General features: G+C 66.7%; 16 protein-coding genes. 4 read left to right on the plus strand and 12 right to left on the minus strand.

Translation table 11 applies throughout. The annotated features are described in order from the left end of the window. The first annotated feature begins 109 nt into the window (after positions 1 to 109). On the plus strand, positions 110 to 1,573 hold the full coding sequence (locus ACFC4D_RS01595) for an ABC1 kinase family protein (protein WP_376061197.1): 1,464 nt from the start codon (positions 110 to 112) through the stop codon (positions 1,571 to 1,573). On the opposite strand, the gene ACFC4D_RS01600 is transcribed toward ACFC4D_RS01595, so the two are convergent. Together ACFC4D_RS01600 and ACFC4D_RS01605 are read right to left on the minus strand one after the other, a co-directional pair. Further along, the gene (locus ACFC4D_RS01600) at positions 1,527 to 3,071 is read right to left on the minus strand and encodes a glycosyltransferase family 39 protein (protein ID WP_376061879.1); all 1,545 of its coding nucleotides are present in this window, start codon (positions 3,069 to 3,071) and stop codon (positions 1,527 to 1,529) included. The genes ACFC4D_RS01595 and ACFC4D_RS01600 overlap by 47 nt on opposite strands. 151 nt (positions 3,072 to 3,222) lie before the next feature. Beyond that, complete coding sequence (locus ACFC4D_RS01605) at positions 3,223 to 3,603, minus strand: nitroreductase family deazaflavin-dependent oxidoreductase (protein WP_376061198.1); 381 nt, start codon at positions 3,601 to 3,603, stop codon at positions 3,223 to 3,225. A gap of 143 nt (positions 3,604 to 3,746) precedes the next feature. Here ACFC4D_RS01605 and ACFC4D_RS01610 point away from each other — a divergent pair, with 143 nt between their 5' ends. Then, positions 3,747 to 4,265 (plus strand): NUDIX domain-containing protein, encoded by a 519-nt coding sequence (locus tag ACFC4D_RS01610; protein WP_376061200.1) that lies wholly within the window; start codon positions 3,747 to 3,749, stop codon positions 4,263 to 4,265. Positions 4,266 to 4,600: 335 nt separating this feature from the next. On the opposite strand, the gene ACFC4D_RS01615 is transcribed toward ACFC4D_RS01610, so the two are convergent. Beyond that, the gene (locus tag ACFC4D_RS01615) at positions 4,601 to 5,281 is read right to left on the minus strand and encodes a TIGR00266 family protein (protein WP_375967556.1); all 681 of its coding nucleotides are present in this window, start codon (positions 5,279 to 5,281) and stop codon (positions 4,601 to 4,603) included. A 173-nt stretch (positions 5,282 to 5,454) separates the two neighbouring features. Here ACFC4D_RS01615 and ACFC4D_RS01620 point away from each other — a divergent pair, with 173 nt between their 5' ends. Further along, positions 5,455 to 6,189, plus strand: a complete 735-nt coding sequence (locus ACFC4D_RS01620; RefSeq protein WP_376061201.1) for a peptidylprolyl isomerase — start codon at positions 5,455 to 5,457, stop codon at positions 6,187 to 6,189. Between the two features lie 6 nt (positions 6,190 to 6,195). Here ACFC4D_RS01620 and ACFC4D_RS01625 read toward each other — a convergent pair whose 3' ends face one another. From ACFC4D_RS01625 to ACFC4D_RS01665, 9 genes are all read right to left on the minus strand, one after another. Continuing rightward, a complete protein-coding gene (locus ACFC4D_RS01625; protein ID WP_376061202.1) occupies positions 6,196 to 7,722 on the minus strand; it encodes an ArnT family glycosyltransferase in 1,527 nt (508 codons plus the stop codon). Continuing rightward, positions 7,722 to 8,351, minus strand: a complete 630-nt coding sequence (locus tag ACFC4D_RS01630; protein WP_364633963.1) for a TetR/AcrR family transcriptional regulator — start codon at positions 8,349 to 8,351, stop codon at positions 7,722 to 7,724. Before ACFC4D_RS01630 ends, ACFC4D_RS01625 begins: the two co-directional genes overlap by 1 nt. A 112-nt stretch (positions 8,352 to 8,463) precedes the next feature. Then, on the minus strand, positions 8,464 to 9,606 hold the full coding sequence (locus ACFC4D_RS01635; protein ID WP_364633962.1) for an ABC transporter substrate-binding protein: 1,143 nt from the start codon (positions 9,604 to 9,606) through the stop codon (positions 8,464 to 8,466). Then, a complete protein-coding gene (locus ACFC4D_RS01640; protein WP_364633960.1) occupies positions 9,603 to 10,376 on the minus strand; it encodes an ABC transporter permease subunit in 774 nt (257 codons plus the stop codon). Before ACFC4D_RS01640 ends, ACFC4D_RS01635 begins: the two co-directional genes overlap by 4 nt. Beyond that, a complete protein-coding gene (locus ACFC4D_RS01645) occupies positions 10,373 to 11,224 on the minus strand; it encodes an ABC transporter ATP-binding protein (RefSeq protein ID WP_375967561.1) in 852 nt (283 codons plus the stop codon). The genes ACFC4D_RS01640 and ACFC4D_RS01645 overlap by 4 nt, the downstream gene beginning before the upstream one ends. After that, positions 11,221 to 12,180: an ABC transporter permease gene (locus ACFC4D_RS01650; RefSeq protein ID WP_376061203.1), complete on the minus strand. Its 960-nt coding sequence runs from the start codon at positions 12,178 to 12,180 to the stop codon at positions 11,221 to 11,223. Before ACFC4D_RS01650 ends, ACFC4D_RS01645 begins: the two co-directional genes overlap by 4 nt. Further along, complete coding sequence (locus ACFC4D_RS01655; protein WP_376061204.1) at positions 12,177 to 13,208, minus strand: TIGR03842 family LLM class F420-dependent oxidoreductase; 1,032 nt, start codon at positions 13,206 to 13,208, stop codon at positions 12,177 to 12,179. Before ACFC4D_RS01655 ends, ACFC4D_RS01650 begins: the two co-directional genes overlap by 4 nt. A gap of 19 nt (positions 13,209 to 13,227) precedes the next feature. Further along, entirely contained in the window at positions 13,228 to 14,649 is a 1,422-nt protein-coding gene (hydA, locus tag ACFC4D_RS01660; protein WP_376061205.1) for a dihydropyrimidinase, read from the minus strand. Beyond that, positions 14,649 to 15,485 (minus strand): nitrilase-related carbon-nitrogen hydrolase, encoded by an 837-nt coding sequence (locus tag ACFC4D_RS01665; RefSeq protein WP_364633950.1) that lies wholly within the window; start codon positions 15,483 to 15,485, stop codon positions 14,649 to 14,651. The genes hydA and ACFC4D_RS01665 overlap by 1 nt, the downstream gene beginning before the upstream one ends. A 122-nt stretch (positions 15,486 to 15,607) precedes the next feature. Between ACFC4D_RS01665 and ACFC4D_RS01670 the strand changes: the two genes are divergently transcribed. Continuing rightward, complete coding sequence (locus tag ACFC4D_RS01670; RefSeq protein ID WP_376061206.1) at positions 15,608 to 17,059, plus strand: PLP-dependent aminotransferase family protein; 1,452 nt, start codon at positions 15,608 to 15,610, stop codon at positions 17,057 to 17,059. Positions 17,060 to 17,064: the final 5 nt, after the last annotated feature.

A 17,064-nucleotide genomic window follows, 5' to 3' on the forward strand; every position in this document is an offset into this window, starting at 1 on the left:
CCCGGAATAACCCATTGCCACCCCAACCGGTCAAATCCGCCGCTGTCCGGCCTACCCCCGGAGATCGACCGCATGACACACTGAGACACCCGATCTTGGGAGGTCCTCGATGCTCGAACCGCGCCAGGGTGGTCTCCGGCGACTCCGTCGTCGCACCGAACCGGAGACGACCGGTCAGCCGCCGACCCGCGCCGCCGTCCGAAATACCAAGATCGTCACGCTGCCGGTGGCCTATGCGGCCCGGCGCGCGGGCGGACTCGGGCGACGCGCCCTCGGAGCGCCCAAACGCGAGGTCGAGATCGATATCCAGGCCCGCACCGCCCAGCACATGTTCGAGGTGCTCGGCGAGCTCAAGGGCTGCGCGGCGAAATTCGGCCAGGTGCTCGCCCTCTACGAGATGGCGCTGCCGCCGGAGTTGGGCGCACCCTACGGCGAGGCGCTGAGCCGTCTGCAGGACTCCGCCCCGGCCATGCTGCCCGGTGCGGTGAATCAGGCCATGGCGGACAATATGGGTCCGAATTGGCGAGATCGGTTCTCCGACTTCACCCTCCGCGCCTGTGCGGCCGCCTCGGTGGGGCAGGTGCATCGCGCTGTCTGGCACGATGGCCGCCCCGTCGCGGTCAAGCTCATGTATCCGGGTGCGCGCGAATCGGTGCAGTCCGATCTGCGGCAGATTCGCCAACTCGCGCCACTGGCAACGGTTTTCGTACCCGGGGCCGATACCAGGGCCTTGGCCGAGGCGTTCGCGGAATGCATCAGCGAAGAGCTGGACTACGCCAAAGAGGCTGACACCCAGCGGATTTTCGCCGAGGCGTACGCCGACGACCCGGATTTCGTGGTCCCGCGCGTGGTGCATCAGGAGAACGATGTGCTGGTCACCGAATGGCTGGACGGGATTCCGCTGCCGCGCATCATCGCCTCGGGCGCACAGCAGGAGAAGAACCGGATCGGCCTGCTGGTGCTGCGTTTCGTCACCTCCTGCGTGGGGCGGACCGGGTTGATCTACTCCGATCCGCATCCGGGCAATTTCCGGGTGCTGCGCGACGGCCGCCTGGGCGTGGTGGATTTCGGCGCGTGCCCGCCGATTCCGGCCGGATTCCAGCAGGTGGTCGCCGATATCGCCGATGCGGCGTTCAACGGGAAGAACGCGCACGTGGAGGCCGCACTGCGCACACACGGTTTCGTCGCCCCCGATCGCGAACTCGATATCGTGGCGCTGCGCACCCTGGCCGAGCCGATCCGGGAGCTGTTCTTCCCGCATACCGTGCGGCTGACGACGAAATGGTTGCGCGGTCAGGTCCGCCGGACCATCGAGCCGAGTCTGTCTAATGTGGGCAGGCAGCTCACCGCACCGCCCGCGTACACCCCGATCGGGCGCACGATTCTGGCCACCGTCGGGGTGTTGGCTCAGCTCGGGGCCGAGGGGCCGCTGCGGGATGAACTGTTCGCCGCGCTGCCCGGACTGCGGACCGCGATGGAACGGTTCAATCTCGGCGAGGGCATGGCGGGGCGGGTGGTGCGCCCGGTTACAGATGCATCCAATTCGGCCACACCTGTGTCCACGATTTCTTGAGGCCGGTGCACTTCCAGATCGTCACGTTCTGGGTATTGCCCGGGAAGCCGATGCGGGTGTCGACCTTGCCCACCGGATCGACGTGTTCGAACTGGTAGCGCAGCACCGCCTCGTAGCCGCCGACGGCGATCACCGCAGTCGCGTCATCGGGCGGGGTGCCGAAGTATCCGAAGCCGCGACTGGGACTGTAGATGGGCGGTAGGTCATGGCGGCCGAGCTCATCCAATGCGCTTGCCTGCCAATAGGTATCGGCGAGGATGATGGCTTTGGCGCGCTCCTGCGGGGTCAGGCCCGCATAGACCCGCTCCACCTCATCGGTGAGTTCATGCCAGCCGAATGATCCGTACACACCGATATTGATGGCGGCCTCGGCGTCATCGGCGGGCGGATGCACATCGGCGGCGGGCCGCCACGGGGTGGAGTACAGCACGAATGCCGTTGCGCCCAGCGCCAATACGGTGACCACGGCGATGAGCGCGCGCCGCGTCTCGACCCGCATGCGCTCGGCGGTGGTGACCACGCCGACCGCGCCCGCGGCGATCAGCACCCCGTACATTCCGGCGGCGTAGTAGATCCGCCCGCCGGTGATCAGGAACGCCAGGTACAGCAGGATGAGGGTCGCGCCCAGAAATCGGTAGCGCCGCAACGACTCCCACACCAGCAGCACCCACACCCCGAATACCAGCAGCACCGCGCCGAGGAAGCCCGCCAGGCTCACCGACATGGGCAGGAACATGAGCCGCCCGCCCAGGATGTCCTGTTCATTGCCGATCACCCGGCCCATCTCCAATTGCGGCCAGTCGTGGTGCGCCTGCCACAGCAGTTCCGGAATCGTCGCGGCGACCACGATCGCACCGCCCAGCCACAGCAGCGGGCGGCGCACCAGATCGCGCGGCCCGAAGACCAGACTGCTCGCGGCCACGGCCAGCCAGAAGAAGGGGATCAGCCATTTCACCTGCATGTCCACCGCGGTGACCAGGGCCGCGGCCAGCAGCAGGCGGTCATCGCGGGTGCGCACCCAGCGCACCACCAGCCAGGTGATGATCACCCACAGCGCGGTGTCGACCGCGTTGGTGGTGAGCATGGTGCCCTGCAGCAGCAGGAACGGTGAGGTGGCATAACCGGCGGCGGCCAACGCCTGCGCCCAGCGTCCGCCGCCGAATTCGCGAGCGAGCAACGCGCACAGGACGATCGCGGTCACCGTCAATGCCACCGCGGGCAGGCGCAGCACGAAATAGGAGCCCGGCGCGATGGTGTCCATGAGCCGCGCCAGCAGTGGCAGCACCGGTCCCTGATCCGCGTAGCCGAATGAGGGCCGTCGTCCGGCGGCCAGGAAATACAGCTCGTCGCCGAAGTAGCCGTACCGCGTCGCGGCGAGTAGCAACACCACAGCTGCCGGTACCGCGACGGCCGCGATCGCCTTCCACGCGATGATCGGACGATCCGGTTCCAACCGGTGCCGACCGGAGGAATTCGGCTGGGCCGGACTATTCACCACCTCGGTCAACAGCATGCTCCTGCCCGGTGAAGTACTGCTCGACCTGATGACGACGGGACATCAGCAAATCTACAGCTTCACTTCGGGGGAGAGCGCTTACGACAGCAGGGGAAGATCGGGGGCGGTCCGGACGGCGTCCGCGACCGGTGGACTATTCCGCCAGCCGAGCCTGCACGTAGTACTCCACCGTAAGCGCGGTCAGCACCTGCCGCACGCCGATCGGGGCCCAAGCCGCCGACGAGTCTTGTCGAAGCACCGGATCGGTGAGGGTGATCACGCGCCCCCGGGTCTCGAATTCGAATTTGCCCGCTGCCCGAATGTTCTTCAGCCAGTCCACCTTCGGCCCGTAGGTGAGCGCGATCCGATAGCCGCCGTCGCGCCGGAACACCATCACCGGCGACCGGTACACCCGCCCCGATTTGCGCCCGGTATGGATGACGATCCCGAATCCCGGTGCGATCCGGGCCATTACACCGAGTACGGGATTGCTGATCCGGCGATTGATGCGCGCGAGCGCCTGGGGCAGCGGCATGGGTCTCGTCCTCTCCGACGAAATCGATTGCGCCCCAGACGCTACGCGCCCGGCACCCCCTCCGCGTCCCGGATCTTCCCCCGATATGGCTAGTCTGCTCCCGATACCGCCGCCGACCCCCGGCGGCACGGAAGGGAACCGCCATGCCGGAGATGATCGCGGTATACGACGCCGCGGGCCGCGAGATCGGCGCCGAGGATCGCGCCGTCGTCTACGCCGAAGGTCTCTGGCACGCCAGCGCGGGCGTCCTGGTCCGCTCCCTGGACGGCACCCGCGTCTACGTCCACCGTCGCACCGACACCAAATCCGTCTTCGCCGGTATGCACGACTGCCTCGCCGGCGGCGTGCTGGACCCCGGCGAGGATCCCGCCGAAGCTGCCATCCGCGAACTCGGCGAAGAACTCGGCATCCACCTCACCCCCGCCGACCCGCGCCCCACTCCCCTGATCACCTCATCCTGGGACGGCGAATGGGCCGGAATCCCCATGCGCTGCCACCTGTTCGCCTACGAGGTCCACTCCGACGGCCCCTTCACCCATCAACCCTCCGAAGTAGCCGACGCCTGGTGGTGGACCGACGCCGAACTCCGCACCCACCTGGCCGACCCCGCCTGGCCCTTCGTCCCCGACACCCGCACCCTCATCCCGCACCTGCTGCGCTGAGCGGCATGGTCCGGACATGAGGACGGCCCCTTACGAATCCCGCGCGATTCGTAAGGGGCCGTTCGCGTTTCCGCGAGTTACTGGCCGGTGCTGCCGGTGAACAGACCCTGGAGGGTCTTGATCAGTACCTGGGCCAGGAAATCCGAGGCGGATCCGGACACGCGTTACTCCTCATCTATGAAATGACATGTCGACATGTGAAGCATGCACGATTCACTTTGGTTGGTGAATGATTTTCGAGAGAAAAGCATCGCCTGTCGACGGGCGCACCAAGTAGAACCTGTTCCAGCTGGGGTTATTTGAGAACAGGTGAAGAGTGAGGTATCTCACAAGATCTAGCCGGAGGAGGCCGACGAACCCGCCCAGGCGGCGAAGGCACCCGGATTGCGGGTTTGCAGCAGGACGCGGCCGGGACCGACGAAGTCGAAGACGAAGCCCTCGCCGGATTTGAGGGATTGCAGCGAGCGGCCGGAGACTGCGCGGCGGATGGTGAAGTTCATGGCGAGGTCGTACGCGACGACGTGGCCGGTATCGATGGTGACCGGTTCACCGGGGGCCAGATCGATGACGTCGATCGCGCCGAAGACGCCCAGCACCACCTCGCCGTCGCCGTGCGCGCGCAGGCCGAAACCGCCCTCACCGCCGAAGAGATTGGCCAGCCCACCCCATTTGGCCTCGACGGTGACCGCGTGCGAATTCGCGATCCAGCCGCCGCGGCTGATGAAGTACGGGCGGTCCTGGGTGATGGAGAGCGAGAGCATGTCACCGGGGAGCGCGGGCGCGACATCGACCCAGCCGCCCGCGGCGGGCGCGGTGAACGTGGACACGAAGAACGATTCGCCCGCGAGCACCGACCGCTTGAGTCCGGCGATGATGCCGCCTTCGGCCTTGGCGGCCAAGGTAACTCCGGCGGAGTGCGCCACCATGGCACCGCTCTCGACCCGCATGGGCTCACCGCCCGCGAGGAAGCAGCGGGCGATGGTCGACGACGGATTGTGCCGCAGTTGAACCTTCATGTGCGCCAAGTTAGCAGCGAAAACCCGGGGCAGGGGTGTGATCCCGGCGCGTTGGCGCGAGCAGTCCGGTGAACCACCCCCGCGCACGGCCGGGAGATGGAATGATGCCGACCGCATAGTCCGATCACTATGCGGTCCGAAGCGCAATCCGCGAATGAAGGAGATCCCGACCGGTGAATACCGAACCGCACGCGCAGACCGTCGACGGCGATACCGCCCGGCAGCCCCGCCGTATCCGCCTCGAACGCAAGGCGCTTCGGCGGGTCGGCCTGCTCGGGCTGACCATCGCGGTCGCCCTGCTGGTCACCGGACGGGCCCAGGCCGCCCCCGCGCCGCGGTTCGAAACCGCCCCCGGCTGCAATACCGCCGCGAGCGGACAGCCGAACGGTTTGAAGTGGCAGAGCGAACCGGGCATGACCATCGACCAGAACGCCGCGTACACCGCGGATCTGGCGACCAACTGCGGCACGGTCACCGTCGCCCTGGACGCCGCCCGCGCACCGCATACGGTGAACTCCTTCGTATTCCTGGCCCAGCAGCAGTATTTCGATCACACCACCTGCCACCGCCTGACCACCCAGGGCATCTTCGTCCTGCAGTGCGGTGATCCGACGGCCACCGGCACCGGCGGTCCGGGCTACAAGTTCACCGATGAGAACCTCGCGGGCGCAACCTATCCCGCGGGCACGCTCGCGATGGCCAACTCCGGCCCGAACACCAATGGCAGCCAGTTCTTCCTGGTGTACAAGGATTCTCAGCTGCCCCCGAACTACACCCCGTTCGGCAAGGTGACCGGCGGCCTGGACGTGCTGCAGAACATCGCCGCCGCCGGGGTGGCGGACGGATCCGGCGACGGTGCACCCGCCGCCGGAGTCACCCTCGACACCGTCTCCGCGAACCGGAACTGACCGGATTCACCCCAGCCGCAACATAGTCGGCCACTCGCGCGACCACGGTGCGCGCGGGTGGTCGCAGCGCCGGATGGTGATATCGCGGGTGACGCCCGGAATCCCCAGTCGCGCATCGGCTCTGCCGATATCGCTGACCTGCCCGCACCGCGAGCGCGGCTCACTGCCGTCACCGCCGACCCAGATCACCGTGGTGGCATCATCCGGCGGTGTGCCGAAGTAACCGAACCCTCGATTGGGGCTGTAGACGGGCGGCAGTCCATGCTTGGCCCGATCCAGGTCCAATGCGCTTGCCTGCCAGTAGGAATCGGTGATGATCACCGCAGGCTCCCGCTCCGGCGCGGGCAGCGCCTGATAGGCGGCCTCGGTCGCCTGCGCCAGGTCCTCCCAGCCGAACCGGCCGTATACGCTCAGGCTCATCCACGCATCCTGTTCGGACGCAGCGGGTTTCACCTTCGATTCCGGTTGCAGCGGCAGCGTCAGCGCGAGGACCGCCACCGACACCACCGCCAGCGCGCCACCCACCCAGCGCCGCCACCCGGCGATACCGTGGCGAGTGGCGAAGACCGCACCGGCCGCCATCACCGCGGCGTAGCAGCCGACCACGTAATACGCACGGCCGCCGGTGATTACGAAGGCGATGGTCAGCAGCACCGGCACCAGCCCGAGGAACCGGTAGGGCCGCAGCTCGGGCATGCGCAGCAGCGCCACGATGCCGCCCAGCAGCAATACCGCGCCCAGTACGCCCGCCGAGGCGAGGGCCATGGGCACGAACATCGCGCGCCCGCCGATATCGGCCTGTTCGGATGCCACCTGCGCACCCATGCCCAGCTGCGGCCAGCCGTGCCGGGCCTGCCAGATCAGGCTGGGCGCCATGGTCACCGCGACACCGGCCGCACCCGCCCACAGCATCGGGCGGCGCAGCAGCTCGCGCGGCCCGAAACAGAGCACCCCGATGGCGATCGCGCCCCACAGGAACGGGACCAGCCATTTCACCTGCAGATCCAGCGCGGTCACCACTGCCGCCCACAGCAGCAGACTGTCCTGCCGAGTGCGCACCCAGCGGATCACCAGCCAGCTGATGAACACCCAGAACGCGGTGTCGATGCTGTTGGTGGACAACTGAGTTCCCTGCACCAGCAGAAACGGCGAGGTGAGATAGGCCAGGGCGGTGAGCGCCTGCGCCGCGCGGGAGCCGCCGAGTTCGCGGGCGATCAGCGCGCTCACCACCAGGGCCGCCACGGTGAGCAGCACCGACGGAAGCCGCAGCGCCACCATCGATCCCGGTGCGAGCAGATCCATGACCCAGGCGATGGCGGGCACCAGCGGCCCCTGATCGGCATAGCTCACCGCGAGCCGATGCCCGGCCGAGACGAAATATAGTTCATCACCGAAGAATCCGTACTGGCCCAGAGTGGCCAGTAGCGCCAGCGCGCCGATCGCGGCGATGGCGCTCACCCAGCCGAGCGCGAACGGCGGTAGCTCATCCGCCGAATCCTGCCGTGTCACTTCGATATCCAGTGTTCTTGTCATTACTCCCCCGGTTTGCCCGTAGCCAGATCGAAAATGCGGCACACGTGTGCCGCGTACGCACGCGCGTCGAAATCCGGTTCATTGATGACCCGCCCGCCGGTGCCGTCGATGGCATCGCGAATGGATTTCGCCATCAGAATCGGATCGAAATCCCCGAACTCGCCCTCGCGCTGTCCTTCTCGCAGCATGTCCGCGATGGGCCGCAGGATCTCCCGCGCGCTCTCCACGTTCACGAACCGCGATTTGCCCTCGGCGTCACGCAGATTGAGCACCACATCGGTCATGGCGGCCACATAGCGCTTATTGGCGGCGATGAACTCCAGATTGGATTCGATGTACGCCAGCACCTTGCCGCGCCAGCCCGGCGCGGCACCGATGATCGGGGTCATGTACTCCGCCCCGGAGACATACAGCTGGATGACCAGCTGCGTCATCAGATCGTCCTTACCGTCGAAGTGGTAGGAGATGACACCCTTCGAGATTCCGGCGTGTTTGGCGATCCGAGCCAGTGAGGCATTGCCGTAACCGAATTCGGAGATCACTTCGACGGCCGCGGCGATGATCTGCCGCCGCCGCGCCTCCTCGATGAACGACCTCGGCTGACCGTCTGGCTCATTTTCTGACCGCACGGCCAAATTTTATGACAGATGGTCAACCGAAGGGAAGCCCCAGAAAACAGGGGTGCCCGCCGCCCCGCGCGGCAGACGCGGGACAGCGAGCACGGTCAGGCCGGTGAGCTGGCTATTTACCGCCCTCGGTGAGGGTCACCGGCTGTGCGGTGTACCCGCTGCCGGTCACATCCAGGCCCTGCGACTTCAGCAGATCGAGGGCCTTGGTGGCGTATTCGGTCGTATAGGCGTCCGCGTCCGGATCCTTGGTGAGCACGGTCGCGCCCTCTTGATTGCGGGCGGTCTTGGCGATCGATACCGTCCGATCCCATGCGGCCTTGTCCATCAGGCCGATGCCGTTGGGCGAGGGCCAGATGAGTTTGTTGACCTCGGTGATCTGCCACTGCTGATGACTCGCACCGAGTGTGGACCCGGCGGCGACGGTGATATCGCGGCATTTATCGACATTGTCGCGGCAGAACGCCCAGCCCTTGAGTGAGGCCGCGATGAACTTCACCGTCTGATCGGCGTATTTGGTGTCCTTCAGCTTGGACGTATTGGCCCAGATGGCGTCCTGCAACATGGCCACGCCCTGATCATTCCAGTCCAGGGCGGCGAAATCGTCTGCGGTGTAGAGCTTTCCGGTGGCCGGGTTCTTGGTTTCCAGCAGCTGCGCGTACTCGTTGTACGACATGGCCTGTGCCGCATCGATATCGTGCGCGAGGAAGGCGTTCATATCGAACTGCTGCTGCACGAGTTTGACGTCCTTGGCCGGATCGATGCCGACCTTGGTCATACCTGCGAAGAGCTCGAACTCATTGCCGTAGCCCCAGTTTCCGACCTTCTTACCGCGCAGGTCCGCCGGAGCGTTGATGCCCGCGTTCTTGAACGACACCTGTTTGGTGCCCGAGCGCTGGAAGATCTGCGCCACATCGGTGATGCCCGCCCCGGCCTCGCGGGATGCGAGCGCCTTGGGTACCCAGGCGATGGCGTAGTCGGCCTGTCCCTGTGCGAGAACGGTCTGCGGCACGATATCGGTTCCGCCGTCGAGGATTTCGACGTCCAGACCCTGTTCCTTGTAGAAGCCCTGGTCGACGGCAGCCAGATATCCGGCGAACTGTCCCTGTTTGAACCACTGCAGTTGCAGCTTCACCTTGGTCAGGCCGTCGGAGGTGGTGGTGCTGTCGGTGGTGCTGCACGCCGTCAGCGCTGCCAGGCCCAGCGCCGCGACGGCCAGACAGGCCCGGAATCGGTATTTGTGTGCGGTACTTCTCATTCGGATCTCCAGAGGGTGGTGCGGGGTCGGCGGGTGAGTTGTTCGAGCAGCAGGACCGCGGCCAGGAAGAGCAGGCCGAGCACCATGGCGGCGACCACATAGGCCCAGGCGCGGGGATACGCGGTATTGGCCGCGGCCGAGGTGATCCGGCTGCCCAGTCCGTGCTGCAGACCGCCGAAGTATTCGGCGATAATGGCGGCGATGACCGCGCCCGGTGCGGCGATGCGCAGGCCGGTGAACAGATGTGGCAGCGCGGCGGGCAATCGCACGGTGCGGGTGATCTGCCAGCCGGTGGCGGCGTAGGCGGTCATGAGGTCGTGCTGTACACGCGGGACCTGGCGCAATCCCCGTGCGGTGCTGACGAATACGGGGAAGAACACCACGATGGCGGCGACCAGCCGGCGCGGCAGATCGGTGGTGGTCGAGTACATGGAGTTCAGCAGCGGGGCCAGCGCCACGATGGGCACGGCCGCGGCACCGGCGGCGAGTGCGCCGAGCAGTCCGCCCACCACCTCGAAGCGCACCGCCAGCATGGCGGCGGCGATTCCGAACCAGCTTCCGACGATCAGGCCGATGAGCGCATTGGTTCCGGTCGCGGTGGCGGCCTTGACGATCGCGTCGAAATTGCCGGTGAAGGCATCGGCGATCGCGGACGGTGACGGCAGCAGGAAGGACGGCACCCCGGCCGCGACGGTGAGCACCTGCCAGAGCACGAGAATGGTGATGCCGAAGAGCACCGGCGGCAGCGCGGTTCTGAGCAGTCGAGTCACCGGATATCCCGTCCCGCGGTGTCCTGCGGATCGGTGCCGTGACCCTCGTGCAGCGCGGCGCGCACGGCCGCGACCGAGGCGAAGAAGGCGTCGCTGGAGCGCACATCGGTGTCGGTATCGCGATCCCAGCCGCCGGTATCGAGGACGGCGGTGATGCGTCCGGGCCGCGGTGTCATGACCACCACGCGGTCGGAGAGGAAGACCGCTTCGGGAATCGAGTGCGTCACGAAAATGACCGCCGCACCGGTCTCTTCGGCGATGCGCAGCAGTTCGCCCTGCATGCGTTCGCGGGTCATCTCATCGAGCGCGCCGAACGGTTCGTCCATGAGCAGCAGTGGTGGTTTGCGGGCCAAGGCCCGCGCGATGGCGACGCGCTGCTGCATACCGCCGGACAGTTCGGCCGGATAGCGGCGCGCGAAGTCGGTGAGCCCGGTGATCTCCAGGAGTTCGGCGCTGCGGGCGCGCCGCTCACGTTTGCCGATTCCGTGCAATTGCAGTGGGAGCTCGACGTTCTCCTGCACGGTCCGCCAATCCAGCAGTCCGGCCTGCTGGAAGGCGATGCCGTAGTCCTGGTCCAGGCGCGCCTGCCGCGCTGTCTTACCGTGCACCACAACGGTTCCCGAACTGGGCTGTTCGAGATCGGCGACAATGCGAAGCAGCGTGGATTTACCGCATCCGGAAGGTCCGATGAGCGAGACGAATTCGCCCGCGGCGACGGTCAGGCTCACCTGTTCGAGTGCGGTCACCGCTCCGGCGGTGAAGATCTTCCCGACCGCGTCCAATTCCACGGCGGGCACGGAATCCGTTGTGGTCGATGTTTTTTCGGATAGCGAGGGTTCGACGGTCAACGGGTATCTCCTGAAGAATGACCTGGCTTGCTGTAGCGGCGCAGGGCGAACTCGGCCAGCCCCACCAGCGCGGTGAGCACCACCCCGAGCAGCGCCGCCGCGATGACCGCCGCGTAGAGCCGGGCCGCGTTACCGGTGGACTGCTGCGAGAAGACGATGATCTGGCGGCCGATACCGCCCGCGGTGCCGGTGGATATCTCGGCCACCACCACCCCGATCACGGCGGCGGCCGCGCCCAATCGGAGTGCGGGCAGCAGATACGGGACGGCGGCGGGCAGGCGCAGATGCAGTAGCGTGCGCCACCATCCGGCCGCGCAGCTGTGCAGCAGTTCGACCGAAGCCTTGGCGGGCGACTGCAAGCCACGCAACATGCCGATGGCGGCGGGGAAGAACACCAGGTAGGCGGCGATCACCACGATGCTCATCCACGGTTTCCAGGGCTGGCCCGCGATGACCACCCGCCCGCCCCAGCCCGCGACCAGTGGCGCGAGCGCGATGAGCGGAACCGTCTGGGAGACGATCACATACGGCAGCAGTCCGCGCTCGATGACCGAGAACCGCTGCATGAGCACCGCCAGCGCGATACCGACCACGGTGCCCAGCACCAGCGCCAGCAGCGCCAGGCCGAGCGTGAATCCGGCGGTGTGCAGCAGGGTCGCGCCGACCGAACGCTTTCCGTCCTTCTCCCCCAGGACGGTCAGCACCGCCCATACATGCGGCAGCGCGCCGTCCGAGGTGCGCGGCAGTATCCGCTGATCCCCGATGCTGACACCGTTCTCCGGCACCAGCGTCTTCACCAATTCCCATGCGGCGAGCAGTAATACGAATGCGGCGACTGGATACCCGAACGCGCGCAGCGTTGCCGCTGCGCGCACCGGGGCACCCCGTCGCATGGGCCGGACGACCGCGGCGGGTTCGAGCGCGGCCGCCGCGGTCAGCGTCGATGAATCGGTCATGCGCTGGTCGCCGTCACCGGATGGGCCAGGCGCGGTAGCACCGATTCGCCATATGCCTCGAGTGTCGAGGTCTTGGCATCGTGTTGCAGGTACACCGCGAACTGGTCGACACCGAGGGCCTCCAGTTCCCGCAGCCGCACCAGGTGCTCATCGGGTGTGCCCAGGATGCAGAAGCGGTCCACGATGGCATCGGGGACGAAGTCCGCGTGCGTATTTCCCGCCCGGCCGTGCTGGTTGTAGTCGTAACCCTGCCGCCCCGCGATGTATTCGGTCAGCGCGGCCGGAATCTCGCTGTCGGCACCGTATTTGGCGACGATATCGGCGACGTGATTGCCGACCATGCCGCCGAACCAACGACACTGTTCGCGTGCGTGTTTCAGTCCGGCCTCGGTGCCATCGGTGATGTACGCGGGTGCCGCGACACAGATGGTCACCTCGTTCGGATCGCGCCCCGCGCGTTCGGCCGCCGCTCGCACCCGCGCGATGGTCCACGCGGTGATATCCGGATCGGCGAGCTGGAGGATGAAGCCGTCGGCCACCTCACCGGTGAGATCCAGTGCGCGCGGCCCGTATCCGGCCACCCACACCGGCAGGCGGGAATCGCCCGCCCACGGCAATCGCACCGTGGTGTCACCGATGGTGACCGCGCGGCCATTACCGAGTTCCCTGATGACACCGATGGATTCGCGCAGCGTCGCCAGATTCGACGGCCGCCCGCCCAGGGTGCGCACCGCCGAATCACCGCGTCCGATACCGCAGATGGTGCGATTGCCGAACATCTCGTTGAGGGTGGCGAAGGTCGACGCGGTGACCGTCCAATCCCGGGTGGCCGGATTGGTCACCATGGGCCCGACCACGACTTTGCGGGTCACGGCCAGGATTTGGCTGTAGATGACGTACGGCTCCTGCCACAGCAGATGCGAATCGAATGTCCACACGTGCGAGAACCCGTGCGTCTCGGCCACTCTCGCGAGTTCGACCACCCGTGACGCGGGCGGCGTGCATTGCAGCACCACTCCGATATCCATCCCGCACACTCCCTTCGCGTCAGATGAGGTTCTGTGACAGTGCGCGTTTGACGAACCGGCCGTGTCCGGCCGCACCCAGGTACTGCCCGCCGTCGACGATCACCCGGCCGCGCGAGAGCACCGTGTCCACGTGTCCGTCGATCTCGAAGCCCTCGTAGGCGGAGTAATCCATATTCATGTGATGGGTCTTGTCCGCCCCGATGCTGGTGTGCCCGTTGGGGTCGTAGATCACCACGTCCGCGTCCGCGCCGGGGCTGATGATGCCCTTGCGCGGGTACATGCCGAACATGCGCGCGGGTGTGGTGCAGCAGATCTCCACCCACTTCTCCAGCGAGATGCGGCCGTCCTTCACGCCCTGGAACATCAGATCCATTCGATGTTCGACACCGCCGATGCCATTGGGGATCTTGCTGAAATCGCCGAGCCCCAGCTCTTTCTGGCCCTTCATGCAGAACGGGCAGTGATCGGTGGCGACATTGGCGACGTCACCGGTGCGGATATACCGCCACAGCTCGTCCTGATGCCCTTCCTCCCGGGAGCGCAGCGGGGTCGAGCACACCCATTTCGCGCCCTCGAAACCCGGTGCGCCCAACTGCTCTTCGAGTGAGAGGTAGAGGTACTGCGGACAGGTCTCACCGAAGACGTTCTGCCCCTTACCGCGTGCGGTGGCGATCTGTTCCAGGGCCTGTTTCGCCGAGACGTGCACGACGTACAGCGGCGCACCGGTCACATTCGCCAGCATGATGGCGCGGTGGGTGGCCTCCTCCTCCAATTGCCAAGGGCGACTGGTGCCGTGGAAGTACGGTGCGGTGTCACCGCGCGCGATCGACTGTTCGACGAGCACATCGATGGCGATTCCGTTCTCCGCGTGCATCATCAGCACCGCGCCCAGGTCACCGGCGGTCTGCATGGCGCGCAGGATCTGCCCGTCATCGGAGTAGAAGACGCCCGGATACGCCATGAACAGTTTGAAACTGCTCACGCCCTCGGACACCAATTCGCTCATGCCCTTGAGGGATTCGGCATTCACGTCACCGATGATCTGATGGAAGCCGTAATCGATGGCGCACTGCCCGGCGGCCTTCCGATGCCATAGCGCGAGGCTGTCCTGAACGCGCTCACCGGGTTTCTGGATGGCGAAGTCCACGAAAGTGGTGGTGCCGCCCCAGGCGGCGGCGCGACTGCCGGTCTCGAAGGTGTCCGAGGCTTCGGTGCCGCCGAACGGCATCTGCATATGCGTATGCGCGTCCACGCCACCGGGAATCACGTATTTGCCGGTGGCGTCGATCACCGTATCGGAGGCGGCGGCCAGATCGGTGCCGAGCGCGGTGCTGCCCGGTTGTACAACGGCCGCAATGGTTTCCCCGTCGATGAGTACGTCGAGGAGTTGGGATCCGGTGGGCGACACCACCGTTCCGCCGTGAATGAATGTGCGTGTCATCAGGGGTTCACCAGCGGTCCGTAGGCGTCCGGGCGGCGGTCGCGGTAGAAGGCCCAGCGATCGCGCACCACTTTGATCAGATCCATATCGAGATCGCGCACCACCAGTTCCGGGCTGGTGTCCGAGGCGACTTCACCGACGAATTTGCCCTCCGGATCGACGAAATAGCTGGTGCCGTAGAAATCGTCATCGCCGAGTTCTTCGATGCCGACCCGGTTGATCGCGCCGATGTAGTACTCGTTGGCCACCGCCGAGGCGGGCTGTTCCAGCTTCCAGAGATAACTCGACAGTCCGCGCGAGGTGGCCGAGGGATTGAACACGATCTCCGCGCCCGCCAGGCCCAGCGCCCGCCAGCCCTCCGGGAAATGCCGGTCGTAGCAGATGTAGACGCCGACCTTGCCGACCGCGGTATCGAAGACCGGCCAGCCGGAATTGCCGGGGCGGAAGTAGAACTTCTCCCAGAACCCCTTGACCTGCGGAATATGGTGCTTGCGGTATTTGCCGAGGTAGCTGCCGTCGGCATCGATGACGGCCGCGGTGTTGTACAGCAGTCCCGACTGCTCCTGCTCGTACACCGGCAGCACCATCACCATGCCCAGCTCGCGCGCCAGCGCGGCGAACCGGTCCACCGTGGGGCCGGGCACGGATTCGGCGTAGTCGTAGAACTTGGCATCCTGGACCTGGCAGAAATACGGCCCGTAGAACAGCTCCTGGAAGCAGATCACCTTCGCCCCGGCCGCAGCGGCCTGCCGCGCATAGTCCTCATGCGCCTTGATCATGGACTCTTTGTCGCCGGTCCAGTTCGTCTGGACCAGCGCAGCTCGAACGATTGCCATACTTTGTGATACTGCACCCGAAACGAATTTCGTTGTGTTACATGTTGACGGAAACAGTTTCGTGACCGTAAATCTTGCGGACCGCACCCGTCACCCGGCATGCGCCAACGCAGAATGAAAGCGTGACAACGGAACTCGGCCCCACGGTCCCGGACGACGCGCCCAGCGCCGATCCGGCCCCGGCCGGTCCGGAGGCCATCGAATTCCTGTCAGGGATACACGACCGCACCGCCGCGGGCATCGCCGCCGCCGTCAGCCGCCGCATTCGGTCCGGTGCACTGGCACCGGGCACCCGGCTGCCCACGGTCCGCGAGGTCTCCCGGGTGCTGAAGGTCTCCCCCGCCACGGTCAATCAGGCCTGGCGCGCCCTGGCCGCGGCGGGCGCGATTCGCGCGCGCGGACGCGCCGGGACCTTCGTCGCCACCCTGCCGCAACCGATCCCGGTCACCGCCGCTGGCCGCTATCAGCGCCTACATTCGCACTCGGACAACAACTTTCGCATCGACCTCTCGTGCGGTGTCCCCGATCCGGCACTACTGCCCGATCTGACGGCGGCCCTGCGCGCCCTCGGCGGCGAGGACGCCATCGATGATCTCTCCGCCACCTACCTGGGCGAGGCCGTGCTGCCCGAACTGGAAGCCACGGTGCGCGCCGACTGGCCCATGCGCGCCGAACGCTTCACCGTGCTGGACGGTGCATTGGACGCCATCGACCGCCTGCTCACCGCCCACATCCACCTCGGCGACGCGGTACTGGTCGAGAACCCGTGCTTCCCGCCGTTCCTCGACCTACTCTCCCGCATCGGCGCACGCCCCATCCCCCTCCGCATGGACGAATCCGGTCCGCTGCCCGCCGATCTCGCCGAATCCCTCCCCCGTCACTCCCCCGTGGCGCTGCTACTCCAGCCCCGAGCCCAAAACCCCACCGGCGCTTCTCTTTCCGCGACCCGGGTCCGCGAACTCGCGGACATCCTCACCGCGTCCCCCCTGCTCATCATCGAGGACGACCACTCCGACGGCATCGCCCACACCCCCGTCCGCTCGCTCGGCAGCCGCCTGCCCACCCACACCGTCCACATCCGCTCGTACTCCAAATCCCACGGCGCGGACCTGCGCCTCGCGGTCGCGGGCGGCCCCGCCGCCTACCTCGACCCGATCATCGAACGCCGCATGCTCGGCCCCGGCTGGACCAGCCGCCTCCTGCAGCGCGTCCTACTCCACATGCTCACCGACGACACCGCCCGCACCACCGTGGCCACCGCCCGCACCACCTACCGCACCCGAGCCACCGCCCTGCGCAAAGCCCTGCACCGCCACCACCTCCCGGTCACCCGAGGCGACGGCATCAACCTCTGGCTCCCCGTCACCGACGAGAACGCCGCCATGATCTCCCTCGCCGCCGCGGGCATCAAAGCCGCCCCCGGCGGCCCCTTCGAGGTGACCGACCACCCCGACACCGACCACCTCCGCCTCACCATCGCCACCCTGCCGCTCACCGAAATCGATTCGCTGGCAGCGCGATTGGCGGTCGCCGCGGTCGCCGCGCCCGCCTATCGGCGTATTCGGCGGGGTTGATCGCG

The organism is Nocardia sp. NPDC056000 (assembly GCF_042269265.1).
Taxonomy (GTDB): Bacteria; Actinomycetota; Actinomycetes; order Mycobacteriales; family Mycobacteriaceae; genus Nocardia.

What these genes read in the sequence shown, in the direction of transcription:
- ACFC4D_RS01595 (WP_376061197.1), top strand. Translation starts at nt 110, where the DNA reads ATGCTCGAACCGCGCCAGGGTGGTCTCCGGCGACTCCGTCGTCGCACC.
- ACFC4D_RS01605 (WP_376061198.1), bottom strand. Translation starts at nt 3,603, where the DNA reads ATGCCGCTGCCCCAGGCGCTCGCGCGCATCAATCGCCGGATCAGCAAT.
- ACFC4D_RS01610 (WP_376061200.1), top strand. Translation starts at nt 3,747, where the DNA reads ATGCCGGAGATGATCGCGGTATACGACGCCGCGGGCCGCGAGATCGGC.
- ACFC4D_RS01615 (WP_375967556.1), bottom strand. Translation starts at nt 5,281, where the DNA reads ATGAAGGTTCAACTGCGGCACAATCCGTCGTCGACCATCGCCCGCTGC.
- ACFC4D_RS01625 (WP_376061202.1), bottom strand. Translation starts at nt 7,722, where the DNA reads ATGACAAGAACACTGGATATCGAAGTGACACGGCAGGATTCGGCGGAT.
- ACFC4D_RS01635 (WP_364633962.1), bottom strand. Translation starts at nt 9,606, where the DNA reads ATGAGAAGTACCGCACACAAATACCGATTCCGGGCCTGTCTGGCCGTC.
- ACFC4D_RS01650 (WP_376061203.1), bottom strand. Translation starts at nt 12,180, where the DNA reads ATGACCGATTCATCGACGCTGACCGCGGCGGCCGCGCTCGAACCCGCC.
- ACFC4D_RS01655 (WP_376061204.1), bottom strand. Translation starts at nt 13,208, where the DNA reads ATGGATATCGGAGTGGTGCTGCAATGCACGCCGCCCGCGTCACGGGTG.
- hydA (WP_376061205.1), bottom strand. Translation starts at nt 14,649, where the DNA reads ATGACACGCACATTCATTCACGGCGGAACGGTGGTGTCGCCCACCGGA.
- ACFC4D_RS01665 (WP_364633950.1), bottom strand. Translation starts at nt 15,485, where the DNA reads ATGGCAATCGTTCGAGCTGCGCTGGTCCAGACGAACTGGACCGGCGAC.